Genomic DNA, 26,112 nt, shown 5'->3' with positions numbered 1-26,112 from the left:
CTCCCACATTGGTTTTGTGGTGGATTTGGGTCAGTCGTCCGCGTTGGGGTCCAGGTCCGGGAACATCACCTCGGTGAAGCCAAACTTGCTGAAGTCGGTGATGCGCGACGGGTATAGGCGGCCGATCAGGTGATCGCATTCATGCTGTACCACCCGTGCGTGGAAGCCCGAGGCAAAACGCACGATGGGCTCCCCCTTGGGGTCTACGCCTTCGTAGCGAATCTGTTGGTAACGCTGCACCGCGCCACGCAGGCCAGGCACGGACAAACAGCCTTCGAAGCCCTCTTCCAGGATCGGGCTCAGCGGTGTGATCAACGGGTTGATCAGGATCGTCTGCGGCACGGCCTCGGCATCCGGATAACGCTCGCTGTGCTCGAAACCGAAGATCACCAGTTGCAGGTCGACGCCGATCTGCGGAGCAGCCAGGCCAACGCCCCCCACGCTTTCCATGGTCTGGAACATGTCATCGATCAGCTGCCACAGCTCGGGGCTGTCAAACATTTCGGCCGGCACTGGCGGGGCAATGCGCAGCAGGCGCTCATCGCCCATTTTCAGAATTTCACGAATCATGATCAGGTTTCGTCAATGGTCGGTTTCGGTTGTGAGTGATCGCGGCCCAGCCCCGACACGTGGTGCTTTTCCTCATGGACGGGACCATGCTCGCCAGCCACTTTTTCGCCAGGGTCCTTGCCCTCTCGTGACATGTGCTCGATCACGGCATTCATCTCCGCGCCCAGCAGCAGCACCGCGGCGGAAATGTAGAAGTACAGCAACAGCACGATAATCGCACCGATACTGCCATACATGGCGTTGTAGTTGGCGAACTCCTTGACGTACAAACCGAATCCCAGGGACGCGATGATCCATACCACCACCGCCAGCACCGAGCCTGGGGTGATGAAGCGGAATTCCTGTTTGACGTCGGGCATGACGTAGTAGATCAACGCCACCGCGACCATCAGCAGAATCACGATCACCGGCCAGCGCGCGATGGTCCAGAGGGTGACGATGAAGTACTCAAGGCCGACTTGCGCAGCGATCCAGCTCATCACCTGCGGTCCGAGCACCATCAGCGCTGCGGCGATCAGCAGCATGCCGGCAATGCCGACGGTGTAGATGATCGACAACGGAAAGCGTTTCCACAGCGGGCGCCCTTCAACCACGTCGTAAGCTGCGTTCATCGCGCTCATCATCAGCCGCACACCGGCGGAGGCGGTATACAGCGCAATCACGATACCCACTGACAGCAGCCCCCCCTTGGACTGCTGAAGCTGGTCGATCACCGGGTTGACCTGCTCCAGCGCCTGTGGCGGCAATACGAGTTCCGATTGCAGGCGCAGCCAGGAGAAAAAGTCGGGCAGATGCAGGAAGCCGATCAGGGCGATCAGAAACAGAATGAACGGAAACAGCGAAAAGAGCATTTGATAGGCCAACGCCGAGGCATAGGTCGACATCTCGTCGGCGATGAACTCGGTGACCGTGCGCATCATCACACGGTGCAGGGGCAAGCCTCTCATGTCCGGGAAAATCATTAGCGTCTCCATTCGCCGCATACGGATTTGGGGTGAAGTCGTGGCGACTCAGGGGCTGTTTTCTTTCATCAAGGTAGCCCAGTTGGCGACTTTGAAACAAATTCGGCGTGCAAGTTCAGGCTGACACAAAAACGGCCATCTGAAGATGGCCGCGTCTTCTTTTCATTAAAGACATTTCAATGCAGGAAAGTCGTTACACAAGGTTGACCGGGGGCTTTTGCAGGGAGTTTCATTTATTTTCACCACGACATTTCATCGTTCAGTGCAGGTTGCGCTTTATGTTTGCGGGCCAACCCTTGAGAATGCGCAACACATTCAGGCCTTGGCGCTGAAGATCCAATCCCGTAGGAACGTTATGAAACTCGATAAAAAGCAGGCCATTGCCCGCAGAAACCAGGAACTCGGCGGTGCTGTGCTTGGCGTCAACAACTGCCACTTCACCGAATTGAACCGCAACCGCAATATCTGGTGGTTCGACATCCCGGTATCGCGCCTGGCCGTGGGTCAGTACGAGTGGATTCACCTGCTGATGCACACACCGGACACCGACGAACTGCTGCACCTGAAAGTGCCGACCGTGTTCCTGCGTGAGAAGCTCGAAGGCCTGGTGGTGCGCAATGAAGGCAAGCGCAAGGCGGCATTGAGCCTGGAACTGAGCGCCGACAAGGACTCCTTCCTGCAGGACATGCGCCCGGCAGGCACCAACGTCAACTTCGCGCCGTTTCGCTTGTAGGAGCGAGCCTGCTCGCGATGGACGTAAACGATAACGCGGGGTGCCTGGATGCCCGCGTTGTCTGTACCTTTTTCGCGAGCAAGCCCGCTCCCACATTTGACCGCATTCCTCCTGGAAGAACCGGATCAAATGTGGGAGCGGGCTTGCTCGCGAAGACGCCCTGACAGCCAAAGAAGATTTACCTGTCAATAACAAAAAAGCCCCGCATTTGCGGGGCTTTTTGTTGATTACGCGGTGGCTTTCTTCGCGTTGATCTTCTTCAGCTCTTCATCGCGCAATTCACGACGCAGGATCTTGCCGACGTTGGTGGTCGGCAGTGCATCGCGAAACTCCACGGAGCGCGGGACCTTGTAGCCGGTGACGTTGGCGCGCATGTGCTCCATCACCTGTTCCTTGGTCAGGGTCACGCCCGGCTTGGCAACGATGAAAATCTTGATCGCCTCGCCCGACTTTTCGTCCGGCACACCGATGGCCGCGCATTGCAGCACGCCCGGCAGAGTGGCCAGCACGTCTTCGAGCTCGTTCGGGTACACGTTGAAACCGGACACCAGGATCATGTCTTTCTTGCGATCGACAATGCGCATGAAGCCATCGGGCTGGATCAGTGCGATGTCGCCGGTCTTCAACCAGCCTTCGCTGTCGAGGATTTCATCCGTGGCTTCCTGGCGCTGCCAGTAGCCTTTCATGACCTGCGGCCCCTTCACGCACAGCTCGCCGATTTCGCCCAGCGGCTGCTCGACACCGGCATCATTGATGATTTTGCACAGGGTCGACGGTACCGGAATGCCAATGGTGCCGACCTGGATGTGCTGGATCGGGTTCACCGTCGCCACCGGGCTGGTTTCGGTCATGCCGTAGCCTTCGCAGATGGCGCAACCGGTCACCGCTTTCCAGCGTTCGGCCGCGGCCAGTTGCAGGGCCATGCCCCCCGACAAGGTGACTTTCAGCGCGGAGAAGTCCAGCTTGCGGAAGCCTTCGTTGTTGCACAGGGCCACGAACAGCGTGTTCAGGCCAACGAAGCCGCTGAACTTCCACTTCGACAGTTCCTTGACCATCGCCGGCAGATCGCGCGGGTTGCTGATCAGGATGTTGTGGTTGCCCGCCAGCATCATTGCCATGCAGTGAAAGGTGAACGCATAGATGTGGTACAGCGGCAGCGGCGTGATCAGGATCTCGCAACCTTCATTGAGGTTGGAGCCCATCAGCGCCTTGCACTGCAGCATGTTCGCCACCAGGTTGCGGTGGGTCAGCATCGCGCCCTTGGCCACGCCGGTGGTGCCGCCGGTGTATTGCAGTACCGCGACGTCACCACTGGCCGGGTTGGCTTCCGCCACTGGCTGGCCCAGGCCTTTGCTCAGCACGTCGTTGAACTTGACGGCCTTGGGCAAGTGATAGGCCGGCACCATCTTCTTCACGTACTTGATGACGCTGTTGATCAGCAGACGCTTGAGTGGCGGCAGCAGGTCGGCGACTTCGGTGACGATCACGTGCTTGACGCCGGTTTTCGGCACCACGGTTTCCGCCAGGTGCGCCATATTGGCCAGGCAGACCAGGGCCTTGGCACCGGAGTCGTTGAATTGGTGTTCCATTTCCCGCGCAGTGTAGAGCGGGTTGGTGTTGACCACGATCAGCCCGGCGCGGATTGCACCGAAGACGGCTACCGGGTACTGCAACACGTTGGGCAGTTGCACGGCGATTCGATCGCCGGGTTGCAAATCGGTATGCTGTTGCAGGTAAGCGGCAAACGCACCGGACAATTCGTACAGCTCACCGTAGGTGAGTGTCTTGCCCAGGTTGCTGAATGCCGGCTTGTTGGCGAAGCGTTGGCAGGATTGCTTCAACACTGCCTGAATATTCGGATACTCGTCGGGATTGATGTCGGCAGCAATCCCAGCTGGGTACTTATCCTTCCAAAAGTCTTCGATCATGGAAGCCCACTCCTCAGCAACGCGAATTCAGCACCGCATTTGATGCGATTATTATTGGTGTTTGGTCATTGGTGAATCTGGCTGATAGAAGGCCGAGAAGTCACAAAGCGCGCCGAGAGTAGCAGCTTTGCCAAGGGTCGACTAGAGCCAAAAGCGGCCTCTACGGTCACATTTGTGACTCAAGACTAGCGATTGGTCATTTTAGAGCAAAAATTCTATACACCTCTGAAAGCCCCGAAATCCGGGGCTTTCGCTTAAACCTGTAGGAGCGAGCTTGCTCGCGAAAAACGTCCGGGCAACGCGATTATTCAGACAGCGCGCGTTATCTTGACGTCCATCGCGAGCTAGCTCGCTCCTACAAGGATCGGCCATTCACCGATCAGGCGATATCACGCAACTCCCGTCGCAGGATCTTGCCCACCGGCGTCATCGGCAGGGACTCCCGCAGCACGATGTGCTTGGGTACCTTGTACGCCGTGAAGTTCTCCTTGCAATAAGCCTTCAGCTCTTCAAGGCTGACCCCTGCTTCACGGGCCACCACAAACAGCTTCACCGCCTCCCCCGACCGCTCGTCGGGCACACCGATGACCGCACAGTTGGCGACATTCGGGTGAGCCATCACGACGTCTTCGATTTCGTTCGGGTACACATTGAAGCCCGAAACAATGATCATGTCCTTCTTGCGGTCAACGATGCGCACGAAGCCATCCGGGTCGATCACCGCAATGTCACCGGACTTGAACCAACCCTCGGCATCCAGCACCTCGGCCGTGGCATCAGGTTTCTGCCAGTAGCCCTTCATGATCTGCGGGCCCTTGATGCACAGCTCGCCGCGTTCGCCCAACGGTTGTTCGACACCGTCATCATTGATGACTTTCAGCGTGGTGCCTGGCACCGGCAGGCCGACCGTGCCGATCCGCGACTGGTCGCCATAGGGGTTGGTGCAGGCCACCGGCGAAGTTTCGGTCAGGCCGTAACCTTCGGTGATGCGGCAACCGGTCAGTTGTTCCCAACGCTCGGCGGTGGCCTTGACCAGCGCAGTGCCGCCGGAGTTGGTGAGCTTGAGGCTGGAGAAGTCCAGGGTCTTGAAGTCCGGATGATCCATCAGCGCAACGAACAATGTGTTCAGCCCCAGCAACGCCGAGAACCGCCAGTTCTTCAGTTCCTTGATGAAGCCGGCGATGTCCCGTGGGTTGGTGATCAACACGTTGTGGTTGCCCGTCACCATCATGCACATGCAGTTCGCTGTGAAGGCATAGATGTGGTACAGCGGCAGCGGCGCGATCATCACTTCCTGGCCTTCGCGCAGCAGCGGTTGCCCGTCGCTGGCCGACTGGCTGAGGCAGGCCCGTGCCTGCTGCATGTTCGCCACCAGGTTGCCGTGGGTCAGCATCGCGCCCTTGGCCAGGCCCGTGGTGCCGCCGGTGTATTGCAGCACGGCGATGTCGTCGAGGCCGACCTTCAACGGCTTGATGCCCAGGCCACGGCCCATGCGCAGCGCACTCTTGAAGGAAACGGCCTGGGGCAAGGAATAGTCCGGGACCATCTTCTTGACCTTGCTCACCACCGTGTTGACCAGCCACCCCTTGGCGGTGGGCATCAGGTCGCCCATCTTCGCTTCGATCAGGTACTGGATATCGGTGTCGGAGAGTACTTCCTGGACTTTCTGCCCGAACATGTTCAGGTACACCAGCGCCCGGGCACCGGAGTCCTTGAACTGATGGCGCATTTCCCGCGCGGTATACAGCGGATTGGTGTTGACCACGATCAACCCGGCGCGCAAGGCACCGAACACGGCAATCGGGTAATGCAGGACGTTGGGCATCTGCACCGCGATGCGGTCCCCCGCCACCAGGTCGGTGTGGGCTTGCAGGTAGCCGGCGAAGGCAGCGCTCTGGCGCTCCAGCTCGGCGTAGGTCAGGGTCACGCCCATGTTGCTGAACGCCGGGCGGTCAGCAAACTTCTTGCAGGAACGCTCGAACACCTCGATCACCGACTTGTAGGCTCCCAGATCGATATCCAGGGGTACACCGGCCGGGCGTTTGTCATTCCAGAAATCAGGTTGCATTGTTCTTGTCCTCTTTGACCTGAATCTATCCGGGGCCACTTTTCTGTCATTTTTCAAAAAAAATGCAAAAAGCGGAGCTTCACGGACACTAGCAGTTATGACGTAGCAGGCAAATATGCCCACGGCCGTCATTGACCGTATGAATCTTCTTGCCGTGGCGTAGGCTGATCAGACGCCCGGCCAAGGATGCGCTATAAACTGCAACGAGCTGTTTGCGACCAGGCAGCCTCATGCAAAGGAACCGCCATGATCCATGACACTTTCTGGCTGACCACGAGCGACCACAGCCGCCTCTTCGTCAACCAGTGGCTACCCGAGGGCAGCCTCAAGGCAATGATTCTGCTGGCCCACGGCATGGCCGAACACAGCGGTCGCTATGGCCCCCTTGCGCAAAAGCTCTGTGACCAGGGCTATGGCGTGTGTGCGCCGGACCTGCGTGGACATGGCAAAACTGCCGAAAACGGGACACTCGGGCATTTCGCCGATGACGATGGCTGGTGCAAGGTCGTGAGCGACCTGGCCAGCCTCAACCAGCACATCGGCCAGCAGCACCCTGGCGTCCCGATCGTGCTGCTCGGTCACAGCATGGGCAGTTACATCGCCCAGGCCTATCTGCTGCACCACAGTGCCAGCCTGCACGGGGCAATCCTCAGCGGCTCGAACTTCCAGCCTGTGGCGCTTTATCGCGCGGCACGGCAAATCGCCCGTCTCGAACGACTGCGCCAGGGCCGCACAGGACGCAGCGCATTGATCGAATGGCTGTCGTTCGGCTCGTTCAACAACAAATTCAAGCCGGCACGCACACCGTTCGACTGGCTCAGCCGTGATCCGGCGCAGGTCGATCTGTACGTCAACGACCCGCTCTGCGGTTTCCGTTGCACCAATCAACTGTGGATCGACTTGCTCGGCGGCTTGCAGCAAATCAGCAAAGCGTCCAATCTCGCCCAGATCGACCCGGGCCTGCCGCTGCTGGTGATTGGCGGCGAATGTGATCCGGTGAGCGAAGGCAAACGTCTCAAGGATCTGGCCGACGCGCTGCGGGCGGCCGGCAGCCAGCACCTGCAACTGACCGTTTACCCACAGGCGCGGCACGAACTGTTCAACGAGAGCAACCGCGATGAAATCATCGCCGATGTGCTGAACTGGATCGCACAGGCCTTGAGCGCTCCTCGGCCGCACCGGTCCGAATAGATTTTTTTTGTGAATTTTTTAATTCGTCACAGGAATTGAGACAGATGACCCAGGTTACCAACACCCCTTACGAAGCCCTCGAAGTCGGCCAGACCGCCAGTTTCAGCAAGACGGTCGAAGAGCGCGACATCCAGCTGTTCGCTGCGATGTCCGGCGACCACAACCCGGTACACCTGGATGCCGAATACGCCGCCAGCACCATGTTCAAGGAGCGCATCGCCCACGGCATGTTCAGCGGCGCGTTGATCAGCGCGGCGGTCGCCTGCGAGCTGCCTGGCCCGGGGACCATCTACATCGGCCAGCAAATGAGCTTTCAGAAACCGGTGAAGATCGGCGACACCCTGACCGTGCGCCTGGAAATCCTGGAAAAACTGCCGAAGTTTCGCGTGCGCATCGCCACTCGCGTGTTCAACCAGCGCGATGAACTGGTGGTGGATGGCGAGGCGGAAATCCTCGCGCCACGCAAGCAACAGAGTGTGACGTTGACCACACTGCCGGCAATCAGCATCGGCTGATTCACCGCATAATAATTGTGGGAGCGGGCTTGCTCGCGAAGGCGGCGTGTCAGTCACTATTAATGGCGACTGGCAGATCGCTTTCGCGAGCAAGCCCGCTCCCACAGGATCTACCGGTTTGGCTTACGAACGTGCACGCGCCTGGTTGCGCAGGGCCTTGACCTGATCGTGGTTACGCTGCACGCCGTGGTACTGACGCTCAACCAGGTCGCGAATGCCCACCAGATTGTGCTTGTTGATTTTCTCCATGGCGTCGCGGTAAGCCTTCAACGCATGGTCTTCACCGCGCTCGGCTTCATTGAGCACGGCCTCCTCGCCCTTGCCGGTGAACATCGACTTCACGTCGACCCAGCGACGGTGCAAGTCGCCGCTGACACTGGTGGAAGTTTCCGGATCGCCACCCAGTGAACGCACGGCAGACTGCAACTCCGCAGCGGCCGTACCACAATCGCTCGCACGATTGATGAACAGGGTTTTGAGTTCAGGGTGCTTGATGTCTTCAGCGCATGTCTTGAACCCGGCCTGACCGTCCTTGCTGGTTTCAATCAGGTCGTTGAGTACAGAAATCGCTTCTTTTTTGATGTCGGTCATTTTTCAATTCCTTACGACGGATGAACGGTGCAAGGAACGTTGCACTCTGCATGCCAGCTCGGAATTGTCTAACTATTCTTTACTTTTCAAATAGTTATCCATTATCAAAAAATCTGTATCCGTTTTATTTGCATGATCTGTCATTTGGCCTGCATGCAGAATGCCTGTATTTTCCAGACTGACTGAATCAAGACGACCGATCGATGAACCCTGAAAAGCTCGAACTGCTGATCACCCGTGAAATGCCTTTCGGCAAATACAAGGGTCGAATCATTGCCGACCTGCCCGGCCCTTACCTGAACTGGTTCGCCCGGGAGGGTTTCCCCCATGGCGAGTTGGGCGGCCTGCTGGCCCTGATGCAGGAGATCGATCACAACGGTTTGTCGGACTTGCTCGAACCGCTGCGCGCCAAACACGGCAAGCCGGCCCCGCGCCACTGAATCACCTACCGAGTACCCCATGCCCGACAACACCCGCCGCGCCCGTGATGAAGCTTTCTGGCGAACCTTTGCCGACCGCTACGATGTCGAACCCGGCCCGCTCAACCTGGAGAACGGTTACTTCGCACGCATGTCACGCACGGTGGTCGAGGAATACCAGCGCAACATCGAACTGATCAACCGCAGCAATTCGGTGTACGTGCGCCAGCGTTTCGAACAGGGCGACAGCCTGAAGATCCGCGCGCAACTGGCCAGGTTGATTGGCGTACCCGCCGACAGCATCGCCCTGACCCGTAACGCCTCGGAAGGTTTGCAGTCGCTGATCCGCAACTACAACCGGCTGCAGCCCGGCGACCAGGTACTGGTTTGCGATCTGGAATACGACACGGTCAAAGGCGCCATGCGTTGGCTGACGCGTAATCGCGGTGTCGAAGTGATCGAGATCGAACACGCACACCCGGCAACCTTCGACAGCTTGCTCAATACCTATCGGGAAGCCTTCGCGCGCTATCCGCGGCTGAAGCTGATGGCCCTGACCCACGTCACCCATCGCACGGGCCTGGTGATGCCGGTGCAGGCGATTGCAGCCGCTGCGAAGGAACAGGGCATCGACGTCATCCTCGACGGCGCCCATGCCCTCGGCCAGTTTGAATTCGACCTGACCGAGCTCGGTATCGCCTTCGCCGGCTTCAATCTGCACAAGTGGATCGGCGCACCGCTGACGCTCGGTTTTATCTACATCGCACCCGAACGCCTGGCCGACATCGACCCGGACATGGGCGAGATGCATTTTCCGCCCACTGACATTCGCGCCCGTACCTCGTACAGCACCCCCAACATCCCGGCGCTGATGACCCTGCCGCTGGTGCTCGAAGAACATTGGGCGATGGGCGGTGCCGCGGCCAAGGGCGCGCGGCTCAATTATCTGCGCAACCGCTGGGTCGCTGCGGCGCGGCAGTTGCCGGGCGTCGAAGTCCTGACCCCGGATGACCCACGCCTGTATTGCGGCATTACCTCAATGCGCTTTACCCGGCATGCCGACCAGCAAACCATGGTCGAGCGCCTGCTCAATGAATACAACCTGTTCACCGTGACCCGCAGTGGCGCGGCATGCGGTCCGTGCATCCGCATTACACCGGGGCTTACCACCACCGCGGCCGACATGGATGTGCTGGTCAGGGCGCTGACCGAACTGGGCTGACCTCAGACGGTGTACTTGTCAAAGTCCTCGGGTTTGATCTGTGTCGACACGGCGAAGGTGTCGATGCCGATGGTCATCTGCCCGAAGTAGCCGTCTTCAGCCGAATCCCGCCCCAGGGTGTGCACACTCAAGGTCGATTTTTCACCGCCCATGGTTGAATAAAAATAGTCCTGGGCGTTGGTCAGTACCGGCACTGTTCGGCCGCTGTACGGTCGGCTACCGAGCACCGAACGAGAGGCCACCTCAGGCAGATAAAGCTGCCCGACCCAGGCGACATGCCGTTCTTGCAGATAGTTGTTGCCGGCCGTGATGCGCACGGCGACGTGAATGTGCAATGCGCGACCGGCGTAAAAACCGGGATAGATCGTGGTGAAGCGCACGACGCCCGACTTGTCGGTGAACTGCCCGCCGCGCAGATAGGTATCGTCATCGGTGCGCGGGACGGCGCCGATATCACCGGTATCGACCTCGACGTCCGGGTTGATCTTGCTCCAGCCCGAATAGGCACCGCGGGCATTGCAGTGCCAGATATCCACCAGCGCATCGGGGACCGGCTCGCCGGTCATGGCATCGACAATGGTCAGCCGCAGCACCAACGGAACGCCTTCGGCGCCTTCGCTGATGTTTCTGCGGATCAGTTTGGGGTTGCGGAAATACGGGCCGGCAATCTGTTCGGGAGACAGCAGGTAGACCGGTGCCGGGGGTGCAGCTGAGGTGGTAGCGTCCATGACGTTCTCTCTTCCATAAGATGAACGCAGGCTAGCACCGGTCGATTTTCGTTATGCGGTAACTATGTATCGCATGATGTCCTTGTCCCTGTGGGAGCGGGCTTGCTCGCGAAGGGGGAGTATCAGTCGACATGATTGTTGCCTGACACGCTGCCTTCGCGAGCAAGCCCGCTCCCACAGGTTTCGAGTCGTACCTGTTTGTTCCGGGCAAAAAAAAACGGTGCACCGACCAAGCGCACCGTAAAGCCGTAGAACACACAACGAGGTGTAGGGTGAAGCGATCAGTCCAGCAGCGCCAAAGCCTCGGCGGTGCATTCCTGAATGCGGGCCCAGTCGCCGTTCTTGATCCACTCCGGATCAAGCATCCAGCTACCGCCCACGCACATGACGTTTTTCAATGCCATGTAGCTCTTGATATTGGCAGGTCCCACGCCGCCGGTCGGGCAGAATTTCACTTCGCCGAACGGGCCGCCCAGAGCCTTGATGGCCGCGACGCCGCCGCTGACTTCGGCCGGGAATAGCTTGAAGCGGCGATAACCCAGGCCGTAGCCTTCCATGATGCCCGAGGCATTGCTGATGCCTGGCAACAGTGGAATCGGGCTGGCGACGCTGGCTTCCAGCAGGTCGCGGGTGATACCCGGCGTGACGATGAATTGCGAGCCGGCCGCTTCCGCCGCCGCCAGCATGTGGCGATCCAGCACGGTGCCGGCACCGGTCACCAGCTCCGGACGCTGCTCACGCAGAATCTGGATGGCCTTGAGGCCGAATTGCGAACGCAGGGTCACTTCCAGGGCCGTCAGGCCACCGGCCGCGAGGGCGTCGGCCAACGGCAGAACGTCCTGCTCGCGGGCAATGGTGATCACCGGCAGAATCCGCGCTTTCGCGCAAATACTGTCGATCAGGGCAACTTTGTCCGCCATGGAAACGGTCGGGGATGGGTTTGTCATAGCGGCTGTTCCTTGGCTCATGGGCACCAGTAAATCTCTAACGTGGGTTGCAGAAACGCGCGCACCGGCATTTCGGCGACATCGTCACCGGCCAGCGCGAAACTCAGGGTGGTCAGCTTGGACTGACCGGAGATCGACAGAATTTTATGTTTGGCCGAAGCCAGCAGCGCGCGGCTCATGGTCAGGCGCTGATGCGGCACGGTCGGCGCCAGCATCGGCCAGCAACGACGAACGCCATCGACCTGTAATGCCTCGGCAAGGTTCGGGCTGTTGGGAAACAGCGATGCGGTGTGGCCGTCATCGCCCATACCGAGGATCAGCACGTCGATCACCGGCAACTCCGACAGCAAGCGGTCGGCCTGCTCGGCCGCCTGTTCCAGGTTGGCGCTGGCGCTGTACAGGCTCAGGAACTGCGCCTTGGCCGCCTGGCCTTGCAGCAGGTAACGCTTGATCAGGCCGGCGTTGCTGTCGGCGTGTTCGACCGGCACCCAGCGCTCGTCGGCCAGGCTGATCACCACGCTCGACCAGTCCAGCGCCTGCTTGGCCAGGTGCTGGAAAAACGCCACCGGGCTGCGGCCACCGGACACCACCAGGGTCGCAGTGCCCTGGGCGTCGATCGCGTCGCTCAGTTGTTTCGCCACGTTCAGTGCCAGGCTTTCAGCCAGCAGCACCGGGCTCTTGTATGCATGGGCGCTGACGCCCTGCGGCAGTTTCAAATCAGATATCGCCATACCACGACCTCCCGTCCCGCGTGATCAGTGCAATGGAGCTCATCGGCCCCCAGGACCCGGCCGCGTACGGCTTGGGCGCATCACCGGATTTTTTCCACCCGGCGATCAACTGGTCACACCACTTCCACGCGGCTTCGATTTCATCTTTACGGACAAACAGGTTCTGATTGCCGCGCATCACTTCCAGCAACAACCGCTCGTAGGCATCGGGAATCCGTGCGCTGCTCCAGGTGTCGGAAAAATTCAGCTGCAACGGACCGCTGCGCAGCTGCATGCCCTTGTCCAGGCCTTGATCTTTGGTCATGACACGCAAGGAAATGCCTTCGTCCGGTTGCAGGCGGATAATCAGCTTGTTGCTGATTTGCAGGCGCTGCTCGGGAGCGAAGATGTAGTGCGACGGTTCCTTGAAGTGGATGACGATCTGCGACAGCTTCTGCGGCATGCGCTTGCCGGTACGCAGGTAGAACGGCACGCCGGCCCAGCGCCAGTTGCGGATGTCGGCACGCAGGGCGACAAAGGTTTCGGTGTCGCTCTGGGTGTTGGAATTGGGTTCTTCCAGGTACCCCGGTACTGCCTTGCCTTCGCTGTAGCCGGCGATGTACTGGCCGCGCACCACTTGAGTGGTCAGGCCTTCCGGGCTGATCGGCGCCAGGGCCTTGAGCACTTTGACCTTCTCGTCGCGGATGCTGTCGGCGGACAGGTCGGCCGGCGGGTCCATGGCGATCAGGCAGAGCAGTTGCAGCAGGTGATTCTGGATCATGTCCCGCAGCTGGCCGGCCTTGTCGAAGTAACCCCAGCGGCCTTCGATACCGACCTTCTCGGCCACGGTGATTTCCACGTGGGAAATGTAATTCTGGTTCCACTGGGTTTCGAACAGGCTGTTGGCGAAACGCAGGGCGATCAGGTTCTGGACGGTCTCTTTACCCAGATAGTGGTCGATGCGGTAGGTGCGGTTCTCCGGGAAGAACTGCGCCACGGCGTCGTTGACCTTGCGCGAGGATTCCAGATCCGAACCGATGGGTTTTTCCAGCACCACACGGGTGTTTTGCGCCAGGCCGACCTTGGCCAGGTTCTCGCAAATCGCGCCATACACGGCGGCAGGGGTCGCAAAGTAGGCGATGACACGCTGCGAACTGCCGGCGGATTCGGCCAGGGCCACATAATCATCGGGGTTGAGGAAGTCGACGTGCAGGTAGTTCAGGCGCGCCAGAAAACGCTCGACCACGGCTTCGTCCAGCTCTTTGGCACCGACATAGCGGCGCAGCTCGGAGGTGATGAACGCCAGGTGTTCCTGCTCGCTGCCCGGCTCACGGGCCAGCGCGATGATCCGCGTATCCTCGTGCAACAGGCCGGCGCCGTCGAGTTGATAGAGGGCAGGAAACAGCTTGCGCAAGGCCAGGTCGCCAAGGGCGCCGAACAAGGCAAAGGTGCACGGTTCAACCGTAATCGAGAGCATGATGTTTGTTCTTTTATCAAGTTAAGCTACAAATACCTTTTTTCAAGGCATCACTCAAGGGAAAATGTAGTAATAACCACAACATTTTCGCAAAATACAGATTCCGAGTGGTGGTCGGTCGGAGCCATCAGTAGGATAGGCCACCGTTACGGGCCTCACCAAAGGCCCTTTTTGCATTAGCCGCGCGCTTGTTGGCGCAGGTGTAAAGGATACTTATATGGACCGCGTGCGAAATTTACTGGAGCAAATCCAGAATCGCCTTGAAGAGCTGAACAAGGCCGAACGCAAAGTCGCCGAGGTGATCCTGCTCAACCCGCAGCAGGCCACCCGCTTCAGCATCGCCGCCCTCGCCCAGGCCGCCTCGGTCAGCGAGCCGACGGTCAACCGTTTCTGCCGTTCGTTCGGCGTCAGCGGCTACCCCGAGCTCAAACTGCAACTGGCCCAGAGCCTGGCCAGTGGCGCCGCCTATGTCAGCCGTGCGGTGGAGGCCGATGACAATCCGGAGGCCTACACCCAGAAGATCTTCGGCAGCGCCATCGCCTCACTGGACAGCGCTTGCCAGGCACTGGACCCGAACCTGATCAGTCGCGCCGTCGACCTGCTGATTCAGGCCCGGCAGATCCACTTCTTCGGCCTCGGCGCCTCGGCACCGGTGGCACTGGATGCGCAGCACAAGTTCTTCCGTTTCAACCTCGCCGTCACGGCCCACGCGGATGTGCTGATGCAGCGCATGATTGCCTCGGTGGCCCATACCGGCGAGCTGTTCGTGATCATTTCCTACACCGGTCGCACCCGCGAACTGGTGGAAGTGGCGCGCATCGCCCGGGAAAACGGCGCCTCGGTGCTTGGCCTGACCGCCGAGAACTCGCCACTGGCCAAGGCCAGCACCCTGAGCCTGAACATTCCGCTGCCGGAAGACACCGACATCTACATGCCGATGACGTCGCGGATCATCCAGCTGACCGTGCTGGACGTACTCGCCACCGGCATGACCTTGCGCCGTGGCGTGGACTTCCAGCCGCATTTGCGCAAGATCAAGGAAAGCTTGAATGCCAGCCGGTATCCGGTGGGAGATGAGTTCAACTGACCGATCCTGAATCTTTACTGCTTGAAAGGACGCCTTCGCGAGCAAGCCTGCTCCCACAGGTGACCAGATTCCTTCAGTTGGAATGTGGTCGAATGTGGGAGCGGGCATGCTCGCGAAGGGGCCAGCAGCAACACCGCAGAATCAAGCCCCCACCCGCGCCTGCAAACTCAAATGCGCCCGCTCCCCTGGTTTCAGGCACAGGCTGTCGGTACCGCCGCTTGCGGCCTCTACGCAAACGAATTCGGATATCTCGTTCCAGGTCACGCCGAGCAACGGACGTGAACCAGGATGCCAAACCACGGTGTCTGCCGTTTCGCCAGTGTCGATGCACAACGCCCGCTGCCAGGCATGGTCGTTCAACTGCAATTCGCCGTCGTGCTGGAACACCCGCTGACACCCGCCATCAACGCGTAACTCGCCTTCCTGCTGACAAACCTGTCGGCTCAACTGATCGTAACCCTGCGCGCCTTCGAGTCCAGACAGCGCTATCTCACTGACATCGCCAATACGCCAGTAAGCGTGCAAAGCCTGGCTCAACTGGCACGGCATGTCGTCCTGATGCTCGGTGCTCAGACGCAGTTCCATGCGCTCACCCAGGTGCGCGTGCAGGTCCACCTGCCAGTCGCACAACTTCAGTTGCCAGTGCAATCGCACGCCATCGTCGTCACTGTTGCTGTCGAGCAGCTTCCAGTCGAGCAACCGCGCCCAGCCATGGGACGGCCAGGCGTTTTCGCTCGGATGCCGGCCATACCACGGCCAACACACCGGCACGCCGCCGCGAATGGCGCCGACCTGCGGCCACTTTGCCGCGCACCACAGCCAGGGTTTCTGGCCCTTGGGCTGGAAGTGCAACAACTGCGCGCCCTGACGACTGAACACCGCCTGACACAGCGGATGATCGATCACCAGCACATCGCGCGTCTGATAGCGCTCCCACGCGAACACCGGTCGTTCGCGCAAGGATTTGAAGAAGCGTTGTAGCGGATGCTCAAGCATGTGCCACGGTCCTGAAAAACATGGGTGTACTCAACATTCTCACAATCCTGTAGAGCGCTTTTTGTGGCGAGGGGGCTTGTCGGAATGCCGCATCACCCCGTTGGGTCGCGAAGCGGCCCCAAAAAGGGACTGCTGCGCAGTCCAACGGGGGCGAGCCCCCTCGCCACACAAAAAAAAACGGACAGCCAGGGCTGTCCGCAAAAATGCGCACATTGAGGAGAGCTTATCGCAACAGCGTTAGAACACCGACTGAATTTTCAGGCCGGCCACCAGCGCGTTGTCGACTTCATCCACACCACCCGGATGAGTGACGTATTGCAGGTTGGGACGTACGGTCAGCCAGTTGGTCACGTGGAAGCCGTAGTTGATCTCGTAGTTGTATTCGGTTTCACGAATGGGCGAGAACAGCGGATTGTCGTATTCCGAAACACCGTTGGCCGCGTTGGTCAGTTCAGCGTTTTTCTTCACGTCATCGTTGACATGGATACGGGCGAAACCGATGCCCACGTCATCCTTCGGACGCGCGTCGAACGGGCCCTTGTACACGAACATCAGCGACTGGTAGTTGTCGATGAAGTTGGTGTCTTTGTCGTGGAACGTTGCGTTGGCCGCGATGTTCAGACCACGGGAAGCATCGCCATTGTGGCTGGTCAGTTGCTGCTGCGCGACGAACCAGTAGCCATGCTTGCTATCGTGGACGCGATAAGGGTTGCCGGTGGTCGCTGCGTTCTGGCCGTTGTCGTCCTTGAGAACGTCGTCGGCATCAGAGGTACTTTTGTAGTAACCGACACGGTATTCACCCGGCAGGTTGTTGACCTTCGGCGACCAGACCAGCTCGACCGGCAGGACGGTGCCATTGGTGCCACTGCCGCTGAGCTTGAAGCCGTTACCGTGCTCCAGTTGCGACGTGTTCTGGTTGTACGCGCCAATCTGAGCGTAGAGCTCGTCATTGATGTTGTACTTCACACGGATCGCCGCCTGGCTGACCGGCCAGTTGTACCAGATGTTGGTGGCCCAGTTACCCACCTGGGATCCGCAGAACGCCAGGTTCTGGAACTCGCACGGGAAGGTGTTGAAGTCTTCACCTTCACCGAAGTAACCGGCCTTGACGTCCAGCTTGTTGTCGAAGAACTGGTGCTGAATCCACAACTGGGTCAGACGGACCATGTGGCCACGACCATAGACTTCCTGGGAGGAACTCAAGGTGCCGGCACGCGGATCGCCGATACGGTCGTTGGAGATGTTCTCACCGTTACGGTTGGTGAGCTGGATCTTGGCTTGGGTGTTATCCCAGCCAAACAGCTTCTCCAGGTCCAGCGCCGCGCCCAGGCCAAACTGGTCGGCGTAGCGCGCGGTCTTGTCATCATTGAAGCCGCCATGGAGGTTGCCGCCGACTTCACCGACGTAGTCCATCTTGATGTCGATGCCTTGCTCGATCAGCTTGGTACGCTCGCCACCCCAATCGCCCGTCATCCACCTGGAGTCGGAGCTGAACGCTTCATCGGCCATCGCATTGCCGGCCAGAACCAGTGCTGCCGCTGCTGAAACCTGGCAGATCAACCGGGCCTTGTTCTTCATCTTCATCCCTACTTCCTCGTTTTATTGTTATTAACTTTTCTTCTTTAACGCGGTTACATCAGTTGCGACGGATAACAATCCATCCGCCACATGTCCCCCCTGTGGGAGCGGGCTTGCTCGCGAAAGCGGTGTATCAGTCGACATAGTTGTTGAATGTCAGTACGCATTCGCGAGCAAGCCCGCTCCCACATTTCTTGTTCTTCAGCGACCTTTGAATTGCGCCACGTTGTCAGCATGCGCCTCGGCTTTCGGCACGCCGGCAACCCCCAAACGCTCCCCGGTCTTGGCATCGAACAGCAGCACTTTCGCCGGATCGAATTGCAGGGTCAGGGTCTCGCCCACGGCCGGCGCCACGTCCGGCGCCAGGCGGCAGCAGACCTTGGTGTCGTTGAGATTGACGAAGACCAGGGTGTCGGGCCCGGTCGGTTCGGTGACCTGGACTTCGGCGCGAATGGTCGGCAACCCGTTTGCTTCGCCGTTGGCCAGAATGATCTGCTCAGGGCGGATGCCGAGGATCACTTCGCGGTCTTCAAGACCGGCATCCTGCATGCCCAGCGGCAATTCGCAACGGGCCTGGCCGCTGTCGAGCAGCGCCAGCAGACGACCGTCCTTGCGCTGCAAGCGCAGCGGGATGAAGTTCATCGGCGGCGAACCGATGAAGCTCGCCACGAACAGGTTGGCCGGGTTGTTGTAGATGTCCTTCGGCGTACCGAACTGCTGGATGATCCCGTCCTTCATCACCGCCACTTTGTCGCCCAGGGTCATGGCTTCGATCTGGTCGTGGGTCACGTAGACCGTGGTGGTTTTCAGGCGTTGGTGCATCAGTTTCATTTCGGTGCGCATCTCGACCCGTAGCTTGGCGTCGAGGTTGGACAACGGTTCGTCGAACAGATAAATCTTCGGTCGCCGCGCCAGGGCACGGCCCATCGCCACGCGCTGTTGCTGGCCGCCGGAGAGTTGGCCGGGCTTGCGGCTGAGCAGGTGTTCGATCTGCAACAGCTTGGAAACCCGAGCGACTTCTTCGTCGATTTCGGCAGTCGGCATTTTGCGGATCTTCAGGCCGAAGGCGATGTTGTCGCGCACGCTCATGGTCGGGTACAGCGCGTAGGACTGGAACACCATGGCGATGTCGCGATCCTTGGGGCTCATGCCGCTGATGTCGGCGTCGTCCACCAGGATCGCGCCACCGCTGATGGTTTCAAGGCCGGCGATGCAGTTCATCAAGGTCGACTTGCCGCAGCCCGACGGGCCGACCAGGATCAGGAACTCACCGTCATCGATTTTCAGTTCGATGTTTTTCAGGGTGTCCGGCAAACCGGGGCCGTAGGTCTTGTTGACGTTGCGTAATTCGAGAGTTGCCATGTTCTACCCCTTGACCGCGCCGGACGTCAGCCCGCGCAGGAAATACTTGCCAGCGAATATGTAGACCAGCAGTGTCGGCAGCCCGGCGATCATCGCGGCGGCCATATCAACGTTGTATTCCTTGGCCCCGGTGCTGGTGTTGACCAGGTTGTTCAGGGCCACGGTAATTGGCTGGGCGTCGCCACTGGCGAACACCACGCCGAACAGGAAGTCATTCCAGATCTGGGTGAACTGCCAGATCAGGCAGACCATCACGATCGGGATCGACATCGGCAGCAGGATCTTCAGGAAGATCGTGAAGAAGCCCGCGCCATCGAGCCGTGCGGCCTTGACCAGCGCATCCGGAATGCTCACGTAGTAGTTGCGGAAGAACAGCGTGGTGAACGCCAGGCCGTAGACCACGTGCACCAGCACCAGGCCAGTGGTGGTGTTGGCCAGGCCGAACTTGCCGAGGGTGAACGAGGCTGGCAGCAGCACGGTCTGGAACGGCAGGAAGCAGCCGAACAGCAACAGGCCGAAGAACAGTTGCGAACCACGGAAGCGCCACATCGACAGCACGTAGCCGTTCATGGCCCCGATGAACGTGGAGATCAGCACCGCCGGCACGGTGATCTTCACCGAGTTCCAGAAGTAGCCGCCGACCACGTCCCAGGCCTTGATCCAGCCAATGCCGTCGATCACGGTCGGCCAGCTCAGCAGGTTGCCGGTACGGATGTCTTCCGGGGATTTGAAGCTGGTCAGCAGCATTACCACCAACGGGATCAAGTACACCGCTGCCGCCAGCAACAGAGTTGCGTAGATCGCGATGCGGCTGAAACTGATACCCGATTTTCCGAGTTGATTAGTCATGGCGTTTGCCTCGCAGCTCGGAGTACAGGTACGGCACGAGGATGGTCAGCACGGCGCCGAGCATCAGCATGGCGCTGGCCGAACCGATGCCCATCTGGCCACGGCTGAAGGTGAAGGAATACATGAACATCGCCGGCAGGTCGGAGGAGTAACCCGGACCGCCCGCAGTCATCGCCGCGACCAGGTCGAAGCTCTTGATGGCGATGTGCGCCAGGATCATGAAGGCACTGAAGAACACCGGGCGCAGGCTCGGCAGGACGATCTTCAGGTAGATGGTCGGCAGGCTCGCGCCATCGACTTGCGCAGCACGGATGATCGATTGATCGACACCGCGCAGGCCGGCGAGGAACATCGCCATGACAAACCCGGAGGCTTGCCACACGGCGGCGATCACCAGGCAGTACACCACGCGATCCTGATCCACCAGCCAGTCGAGACGGAAGCCTTCCCAGCCCCAGTCGCGCAGCATCTTGTCCAGGCCCAGGCCCGGGTTGAGCAGCCATTTCCACGCGGTACCGGTGACGATCATCGACAGCGCCATCGGGTACAGGTAGACGGTGCGGATGAAGCCTTCCTTGCGAATGCGCTGGTCCAGCAGCACCGCGAGGAACACGCCCAGCACCAGGCTGATGCCGATGAACATGCCGCCGAACACCGCGAGGTTCTTGCTCGCGACCCACCAGCGGTCGTTGTCCATCAGGCGCATGTATTGCTGCAGGCCGACCCACTTGTAGCTCGGCATGAAGCTGGAGTTGGTGAAGGACAGAATGAACGTCCAGATGATGTAACCGTAGAAGCCAACCAACACGATCAGCATGCTCGGCGCGAGTACCAACTTGGGTAGCCAGCGTTGCAGCGCATCGAACGGTGAGGCTTTGCTGAAAACCGCCACAGAGCTCATCGGGATAATCCAGGTTTAGAGAAATGAATCGACGCAGTGATCCCTTGTGGGAGCGGGCTTGCTCGCGAAAGCGGTGTGTCAGTCGACATCAATGTTGAATGTCGGTCTGCATTCGCGAGCAAGCCCGCTCCCACATCGGGTCAGGCTGTGTCAGGGATTACTGGGCAGCTTTGACAGCCGAGGCCAGTTGGGCGCTGGCCTTGGCCGGGTCAGCGTCCTTGTCGTTCATGAAGTTGGTGACCACGTCGAAGATCGCGCCCTGCACGGCCAGGGAGGTGGCCATGTTGTGCGCCATGCTCGGTTGCAGGCCGCCGGTCTTGTCGTCCGCGATGAAGTCCTTGGCCGACTTCTGGGCACACTCGTCGAAGCCGAGCTTGTCCATTTCGTTCAGCATGTCGTTACGCACCGGGATCGAACCCTTGTTCATGCTGAAGACTTTCTGGAAGTCGGTACCCAACGCGACCTTGGCCAGGTCTTGCTGGGCAGCGATGTCGCCCTTGCGATCGGCCTTGAGCTTGAACACCGCCATCGAATCGATGTTGTAGGTGAAGGCTTTTTCGGTGCCCGGGAACGCTACGCACTGGTAGTCCTTGCCGGCGATTTTCTTCGCGGCGGTCCACTCGCTTTTCGCCCAGTCGCCCATCATCTGCATGCCGGCCTTGCCACTGATGACGTCGGCGGCGGCGATGTTCCAGTCACGACCGGCACGGTTCGGGTCCATGTAGCCGGTGATTTTTTTCAGCTCGGCGAACGACTTGGTCATCTCCGGGCCGGACAGGGTTTTCTGGTCCAGGTCGACCAGGGCTTTCTTGTAACCGTCGGCGCCCATGACCGAGAGCACCACGTCTTCGAACACGGTGCTGTCCTGCCAAGGCTGACCGCCGTGGGCGAGCGCTATGAAGCCGGCGGCCTTGAGCTTGTCGCCGGCGGCATAGAATTCTTCGAGGGTCGTCGGGGCTTTTTCGATCCCGGCTTTCTTGAACACTTCAGGGTTGATCCACAGCCAGTTGACGCGGTGGATGTTCACCGGCACGGCGACGTAGTCACCTTCGTACTTCACGGTGTCGGAGACTTTCTTCGACAGCAGGCCATCCCAGTTTTCCGCCTTGGAAACGTCTTTCAACGCGTCGGTGCTGAGCAGGCCAGTGCTGCCCCACTCCTGGATGTCCGGGCCTTTGATCTGGGCAACGCCCGGCGGGTTGCCGGCTACGGCGCGACTCTTGAGTACGGTCATGGCCGTGGAACCGCCACCGCCGGCGACCGCGCCGTCCTTCCAGGTGAAGCCGTCTTTTTCGACTTGAGCCTTCAGGACATCGACCGCTGCTTTTTCACCACCGGAAGTCCACCAGTGAACGACTTCAACGGAACCTTTGGATTCGGCGGCCAGGACACTGAGGGGGAGCGCAGACAGGGAAGCGAGAGAAATGACAGTAGCGAGGCGAGAAATCGCATTCATCTAGGAGCACCTTTCTTGTTGTTATGCATGCAAGTCTGTTGCTTGCGCTGCATAAGATTCTAAACAGGGGATATCCCCTCGCAGGTAACGAAGGGATGCGCGAATGTCACCGCATGGTTACATAGAACCGCTCTGGGACGGCTGCGCCAGCGCCGTGGCCATGCTCGGCGCCAGCGCCAGGCGCGGAATCAGCACGGCTTGCCAGGCATGGTAAAGATCAGGCTTGCCGGGCCAGATATCGGCACTCGGGCGGTTTTGCGGGTCGAGTTCGTGATGCCAGCTGCCGCCATCGCGGTCGATGAAATGACTGTCACAGAATTCCCAGAACAGTCGGTACCAGTGTTCGTATTGCTCTTCACCGGTGCGTTTGAGCAGCGCACTGGCGGCGGCACTGGCTTCACAATGGGTCCAGTGCAGGCGATGGCGGACCACCGCTTTGTTGCCCCAATCCAGGGTGTAGACAATGCCCGGCGCGCCATCGACGTCCCAGCCATGGAGGCAATTGTGCTCGAACAGTTTTTGCGCATCGGTGACCAGCCAGCCCGGCGTGAGCATCCCGGCTCTCACCCGCGAAGCTTCGAGGTGCAGCAACAGCCGCGCCCACTCGAAACCATGGCCCGGGGTGGTGCCGTAGGGGCGGAAGCCGTCGGCCGGATTGTCGCGGTTGTAGTCCCGCAGTGGCTGCCAGGCGCGGTCGAAATGCTCGATCACCAGGTAATCGTTGGCGGCGGCGTGGCCATGAATTACGCGCTCGACAATCCGTTGGGCGCGGCTCAGCCAGCGGTTGTCATCGGTGACATCGGCCAGGGCGAGGAAAGCTTCGGTGGCGTGCATATTGCTGTTGGCGCCCCGGTACGCCTCCTCTTCGCTCCAGTCGCGATTGAAAGACTCGCGCATCGCGCCTTCTTCTTCGCTCCAGAAATAAGTGTCGATGATATCGATGGCATCATCGAGCAAGGCTTGGGCACCGGGACGCTGTGCGACCACCGCAGAACTGGCGGCCAGCGCGACGAAGGCATGCAGGTAGGCGTTCTTGCCGGTGTTGCCGTCGCGATGTTCGGCAGTCGCGAACCAGCCGCCATGCAGCGCGTCGCGCAACGGCCCGCGCAGTGCGGCAACGCCGTGATCCACCAGTTCGGCAAAGCCCGGTAAACCCTGAATGTGGGCCAAGGCGAAGCTGTGGGTCATGCGCGCGGTGTTCATGGTCTGGGCTTGCGCATCAGGCGGGAGGCGACCCTTTTCATCGAGGTTGCCAAAGCCTTCAGGCAGTTTCGAAGCCTTGGCGAAGGCCAGCAGGCGCAAGCCTTCGGTGGCGAGCCATTGCTGATGGGCAGGTGCGTTCAGCCAACTGCTGAAGGCCGGTTGGAAGGTGTCCATGGCGTACCTTTTTTGTTGTTATGACTGTGGGGCAGCATAAACAACGGACGAAGGTCGGCTTGTAACGAAGGGGGTGGGTTATGTCACCAACTTGTGACATTCCCTTGGAAGATGTGTTGAATGATCTGACGCCTTCGCGAGCAAGCCCGCTCCCACATTGGTTCTGCGTCGTGAACGAATCAAATGTGGGAGCGGGCTTGCTCGCGAAGAACGATAACGCGGTCTGACTAGTCAACGCTGCGGGGCAACTGCAACGTTACCCGCAACCCGCCTTCACGCAAATTCTGCAAGCTGACCTCACCACCATGGCTATGGGCAATGTTGCGGGCAATCCCCAGCCCCAAGCCGTAACCCTGCTGCTGCCCGGCCAGGCGGAAGTGCGGTTCGAACACCTGCTCCAGGCGCTGCTCCGGCACGCCCGGCCCCTCGTCATCGACATGCAGGATGAACGCGCTTTCGTCGTCATCGATGTGCAGGTGCGCGTTCTGCCCGTACTTCAGCGCATTGTCGATCAGGTTGCCGATGCAGCGCTTGAGCGCCAGCGGTTTGCCCGGGTATGCCGCCAGTGCCCGCCCCTGCTGGGTCACGCGGCCGTTGCCGTTCGGCGCGAGATAGGGTTCCACCAGACAGTCGAGCACATGGTTGAGATCCACCGGCTCGATGTTCTCGTGGATGTCGGTGTCTTTCACGCATTGCAGCGCGCCCTTGACCAGCAACTCCAGCTCGTCCAGATCGCGCCCGAACTTGGCTTGCAGTGTTTCGTCTTCGAGCAATTCAACCCGCAGGCGCAAGCGGGTGATCGGCGTGCGCAGGTCGTGGGAAATGGCGCTGAACAACTGGCTGCGTTCGGTCAGGTAACGGCTGATGCGCTCGCGCATGGTGTTGAAGGCGCGCCCGACCTCGACCACTTCGCTGCCACCGCCCTCGGCCACCGGTTCCACGTCGGCACCCAACGACAGGTCCCGCGCCGCCCGCGCCAGGCGCTTGAGCGGACGACTCTGCCAGTGCACCAGCAGGCCGATGAACAACAGCAAAAAGCTGCTGGTCAGGACGATGAACCACACCTGCTGCGCCGGCAGGCCCTGCTCTTCAAGACTGGTGTAGGGCTCGGGCAACAGCGAGGCGATGTACAGCCATTCCCCCGGTGCCATCTGGATCTGCGTGACCAGCACTGGCGGGTTCACCGGTTCCAGGGTCAGCGCGTAGTGCGCCCAGGAACGTGGCAACTCATCGAGCTTCAGGCCGCCATTGAAGATGCGCAGGTCTTCCGGGCTGACGAAGGTCACCGAGATGTCCGTGTCTTGGCCGAGGGACTGGCGCAGCACTTCGTCAACCGCCTTGAGCACCGCCTCTTTACGCGGGGTGATGGGCAGCACTTCCATGCCCAGGGGTTTGTCGTTGAGCGTCACCACGAACCGGGTGCCGCCCATGCTGCGCAATTGATCGAGCACCAGGGGCCGAAACGCCACCGGCAACGAACGGAAATAACTGACGCTGGCGGTCATTGAATGGGCCAGGCTGCGGGCACTGGTGACCAGGCCCTCGAGCTGCGTGGCGCGCAGTTGCGACACCCAGATCACACTCGACAATGCCTGGGCGAACAACACCGCCAGCAGGGTCAGCAGCAACATCCGCCCGAGCAGCGAACGCGGCATCGGCACCTTGGCGGCGAGCTTGCGCAAAGTCTCAGTGACCATTGCTGGCAACCACGTTGGCCGCCAGTTGGTAGCCGCTGCCACGCACGGTGCGGATCAGCCGTGGCGGTTTTTCCGTGTCGCGCAGGCGCTGGCGCAAACGGCTGACCGCCATGTCGACGATGCGATCCAGGGGCATCAGTTCGCGGCCGCGGGTGGCGTTGCCGATAGTGTCGCGGTCGAGGATTTCCTGTGGATGGTCGAGGAACAGTTTCAGCAGCGCGAAATCGGCGCCCGAGAGAATCACCTCTTCGCCGTCGATGTGAAACAGCCGATGGCTGACCATGTCCAGCCGCCAGTCATCGAAGGCCAGCACCTCACCGCCACTGCGCTCCTGACCGAACTGCGCGCGGCGCAGCAACGCCTTGATCCGTGCCTGCAACTCCCGTGGGCTGAAGGGCTTGCCGAGGTAATCGTCGGCGCCCAGTTCCAGGCCGATGACGCGATCGGCTTCGTCGGAACTGGCGGTGAGCATGATGATCGGCACCTGCGCCTGGCGCGGATGCTGGCGAATCCAGCGGCACAGGCTGAAGCCGTCTTCGTCGGGCAACATCACATCAAGGATCACCAGATCACTCGGCGCCTCGTTCAGCGCCTGGCGAAAACCGGCGCCGTCGGGCGTGGTACGTACCTGGAACCCGGCGCGGGTCAGGTAGGTATCCAGCAACTCGCGTATCTCTTGATCGTCATCGACCAACAAAATCGACTTGTTGACTGAGCTCACGGGCGGCGTCCTTGTTGTTTGAATTGG

General features: G+C 60.1%; 24 protein-coding genes. 6 read left to right on the top strand and 18 right to left on the bottom strand.

What is annotated here, in order from left to right:
* Positions 1 to 30: 30 nt before the first annotated feature.
* Entirely contained in the window at positions 31 to 570 is a 540-nt protein-coding gene (def, locus tag KGB20_RS09980; protein WP_150813272.1) for a peptide deformylase, read from the bottom strand.
* Between the two features lie 2 nt (positions 571 to 572).
* Positions 573 to 1,532 carry a YihY/virulence factor BrkB family protein gene (locus tag KGB20_RS09975; RefSeq protein WP_057713563.1) on the bottom strand — a complete coding sequence of 320 codons (960 nt, stop codon included), beginning with the start codon at positions 1,530 to 1,532 and terminating at the stop codon, positions 573 to 575.
* 355 nt (positions 1,533 to 1,887) lie between these two features.
* Here KGB20_RS09975 and KGB20_RS09970 point away from each other — a divergent pair, with 355 nt between their 5' ends.
* Entirely contained in the window at positions 1,888 to 2,265 is a 378-nt protein-coding gene (locus tag KGB20_RS09970) for a hypothetical protein (protein ID WP_057713562.1), read from the top strand.
* Between the two features lie 227 nt (positions 2,266 to 2,492).
* On the opposite strand, the gene fadD1 is transcribed toward KGB20_RS09970, so the two are convergent.
* Complete coding sequence (gene fadD1 / locus KGB20_RS09965; protein ID WP_090457395.1) at positions 2,493 to 4,193, bottom strand: long-chain-fatty-acid--CoA ligase FadD1; 1,701 nt, start codon at positions 4,191 to 4,193, stop codon at positions 2,493 to 2,495.
* A 379-nt stretch (positions 4,194 to 4,572) separates the two neighbouring features.
* Positions 4,573 to 6,261 carry a long-chain-fatty-acid--CoA ligase FadD2 gene (fadD2, locus tag KGB20_RS09960; protein ID WP_154860409.1) on the bottom strand — a complete coding sequence of 563 codons (1,689 nt, stop codon included), beginning with the start codon at positions 6,259 to 6,261 and terminating at the stop codon, positions 4,573 to 4,575.
* Positions 6,262 to 6,507: 246 nt separating this feature from the next.
* Here fadD2 and KGB20_RS09955 point away from each other — a divergent pair, with 246 nt between their 5' ends.
* Together KGB20_RS09955 and KGB20_RS09950 are read left to right on the top strand one after the other, a co-directional pair.
* Positions 6,508 to 7,452 (top strand): alpha/beta hydrolase, encoded by a 945-nt coding sequence (locus tag KGB20_RS09955; protein WP_057713559.1) that lies wholly within the window; start codon positions 6,508 to 6,510, stop codon positions 7,450 to 7,452.
* A gap of 44 nt (positions 7,453 to 7,496) precedes the next feature.
* A complete protein-coding gene (locus KGB20_RS09950; RefSeq protein ID WP_007995982.1) occupies positions 7,497 to 7,967 on the top strand; it encodes a MaoC family dehydratase in 471 nt (156 codons plus the stop codon).
* A 123-nt stretch (positions 7,968 to 8,090) separates the two neighbouring features.
* Here KGB20_RS09950 and KGB20_RS09945 read toward each other — a convergent pair whose 3' ends face one another.
* Positions 8,091 to 8,558 carry a ferritin-like domain-containing protein gene (locus KGB20_RS09945; RefSeq protein ID WP_057713558.1) on the bottom strand — a complete coding sequence of 156 codons (468 nt, stop codon included), beginning with the start codon at positions 8,556 to 8,558 and terminating at the stop codon, positions 8,091 to 8,093.
* A 203-nt stretch (positions 8,559 to 8,761) separates the two neighbouring features.
* On the opposite strand from KGB20_RS09945, the gene KGB20_RS09940 reads away from it, so the two are divergent.
* Positions 8,762 to 8,998, top strand: coding sequence for a DUF3820 family protein (locus KGB20_RS09940; RefSeq protein ID WP_003227425.1), 237 nt, complete (start codon positions 8,762 to 8,764; stop codon positions 8,996 to 8,998).
* A gap of 19 nt (positions 8,999 to 9,017) precedes the next feature.
* Complete coding sequence (locus tag KGB20_RS09935) at positions 9,018 to 10,199, top strand: aminotransferase class V-fold PLP-dependent enzyme (protein ID WP_150813277.1); 1,182 nt, start codon at positions 9,018 to 9,020, stop codon at positions 10,197 to 10,199.
* A 2-nt stretch (positions 10,200 to 10,201) separates the two neighbouring features.
* Here KGB20_RS09935 and KGB20_RS09930 read toward each other — a convergent pair whose 3' ends face one another.
* The 4 genes from KGB20_RS09930 to zwf all read right to left on the bottom strand — a co-directional run bounded on the left by KGB20_RS09930 (position 10,202) and on the right by zwf (position 14,061).
* Positions 10,202 to 10,927, bottom strand: a complete 726-nt coding sequence (locus KGB20_RS09930; protein WP_154860410.1) for an intradiol ring-cleavage dioxygenase — start codon at positions 10,925 to 10,927, stop codon at positions 10,202 to 10,204.
* Between the two features lie 281 nt (positions 10,928 to 11,208).
* A complete protein-coding gene (locus KGB20_RS09925) occupies positions 11,209 to 11,874 on the bottom strand; it encodes a bifunctional 4-hydroxy-2-oxoglutarate aldolase/2-dehydro-3-deoxy-phosphogluconate aldolase (protein ID WP_008050561.1) in 666 nt (221 codons plus the stop codon).
* A 17-nt stretch (positions 11,875 to 11,891) separates the two neighbouring features.
* Complete coding sequence (gene pgl, locus KGB20_RS09920; RefSeq protein WP_102670323.1) at positions 11,892 to 12,605, bottom strand: 6-phosphogluconolactonase; 714 nt, start codon at positions 12,603 to 12,605, stop codon at positions 11,892 to 11,894.
* On the bottom strand, positions 12,592 to 14,061 hold the full coding sequence (zwf, locus tag KGB20_RS09915; protein ID WP_057713554.1) for a glucose-6-phosphate dehydrogenase: 1,470 nt from the start codon (positions 14,059 to 14,061) through the stop codon (positions 12,592 to 12,594). The genes pgl and zwf overlap by 14 nt, the downstream gene beginning before the upstream one ends.
* A gap of 226 nt (positions 14,062 to 14,287) precedes the next feature.
* On the opposite strand from zwf, the gene KGB20_RS09910 reads away from it, so the two are divergent.
* A complete protein-coding gene (locus tag KGB20_RS09910; RefSeq protein ID WP_170948639.1) occupies positions 14,288 to 15,148 on the top strand; it encodes a MurR/RpiR family transcriptional regulator in 861 nt (286 codons plus the stop codon).
* A gap of 141 nt (positions 15,149 to 15,289) precedes the next feature.
* On the opposite strand, the gene KGB20_RS09905 is transcribed toward KGB20_RS09910, so the two are convergent.
* From KGB20_RS09905 to KGB20_RS09865, 9 genes are all read right to left on the bottom strand, one after another.
* Entirely contained in the window at positions 15,290 to 16,144 is an 855-nt protein-coding gene (locus tag KGB20_RS09905; RefSeq protein ID WP_154860411.1) for a D-hexose-6-phosphate mutarotase, read from the bottom strand.
* A gap of 237 nt (positions 16,145 to 16,381) precedes the next feature.
* Entirely contained in the window at positions 16,382 to 17,728 is a 1,347-nt protein-coding gene (locus KGB20_RS09900) for a carbohydrate porin (RefSeq protein WP_090457408.1), read from the bottom strand.
* A 195-nt stretch (positions 17,729 to 17,923) separates the two neighbouring features.
* Positions 17,924 to 19,084, bottom strand: a complete 1,161-nt coding sequence (locus KGB20_RS09895) for an ABC transporter ATP-binding protein (RefSeq protein WP_057713551.1) — start codon at positions 19,082 to 19,084, stop codon at positions 17,924 to 17,926.
* A gap of 3 nt (positions 19,085 to 19,087) precedes the next feature.
* Positions 19,088 to 19,933 (bottom strand): carbohydrate ABC transporter permease, encoded by an 846-nt coding sequence (locus tag KGB20_RS09890; RefSeq protein ID WP_007974434.1) that lies wholly within the window; start codon positions 19,931 to 19,933, stop codon positions 19,088 to 19,090.
* Positions 19,926 to 20,834 (bottom strand): carbohydrate ABC transporter permease, encoded by a 909-nt coding sequence (locus KGB20_RS09885; RefSeq protein WP_007974433.1) that lies wholly within the window; start codon positions 20,832 to 20,834, stop codon positions 19,926 to 19,928. The genes KGB20_RS09890 and KGB20_RS09885 overlap by 8 nt, the downstream gene beginning before the upstream one ends.
* 157 nt (positions 20,835 to 20,991) lie before the next feature.
* Entirely contained in the window at positions 20,992 to 22,290 is a 1,299-nt protein-coding gene (locus KGB20_RS09880) for an ABC transporter substrate-binding protein (RefSeq protein WP_057713549.1), read from the bottom strand.
* Positions 22,291 to 22,407: 117 nt separating this feature from the next.
* Positions 22,408 to 23,667, bottom strand: a complete 1,260-nt coding sequence (locus KGB20_RS09875; RefSeq protein WP_154860413.1) for an AGE family epimerase/isomerase — start codon at positions 23,665 to 23,667, stop codon at positions 22,408 to 22,410.
* Between the two features lie 227 nt (positions 23,668 to 23,894).
* Entirely contained in the window at positions 23,895 to 25,322 is a 1,428-nt protein-coding gene (locus tag KGB20_RS09870; RefSeq protein WP_198530255.1) for an ATP-binding protein, read from the bottom strand.
* Positions 25,323 to 25,353: 31 nt separating this feature from the next.
* Positions 25,354 to 26,085, bottom strand: coding sequence for a response regulator (locus KGB20_RS09865; RefSeq protein WP_008050538.1), 732 nt, complete (start codon positions 26,083 to 26,085; stop codon positions 25,354 to 25,356).
* Positions 26,086 to 26,112: the final 27 nt, after the last annotated feature.

Source organism: Pseudomonas sp. BF-R-30 (assembly GCF_019956175.1).
Taxonomy (GTDB): Bacteria; Pseudomonadota; Gammaproteobacteria; order Pseudomonadales; family Pseudomonadaceae; genus Aquipseudomonas; species Aquipseudomonas jessenii.
This window is presented reverse-complemented; position numbering and strand designations above follow the sequence as displayed.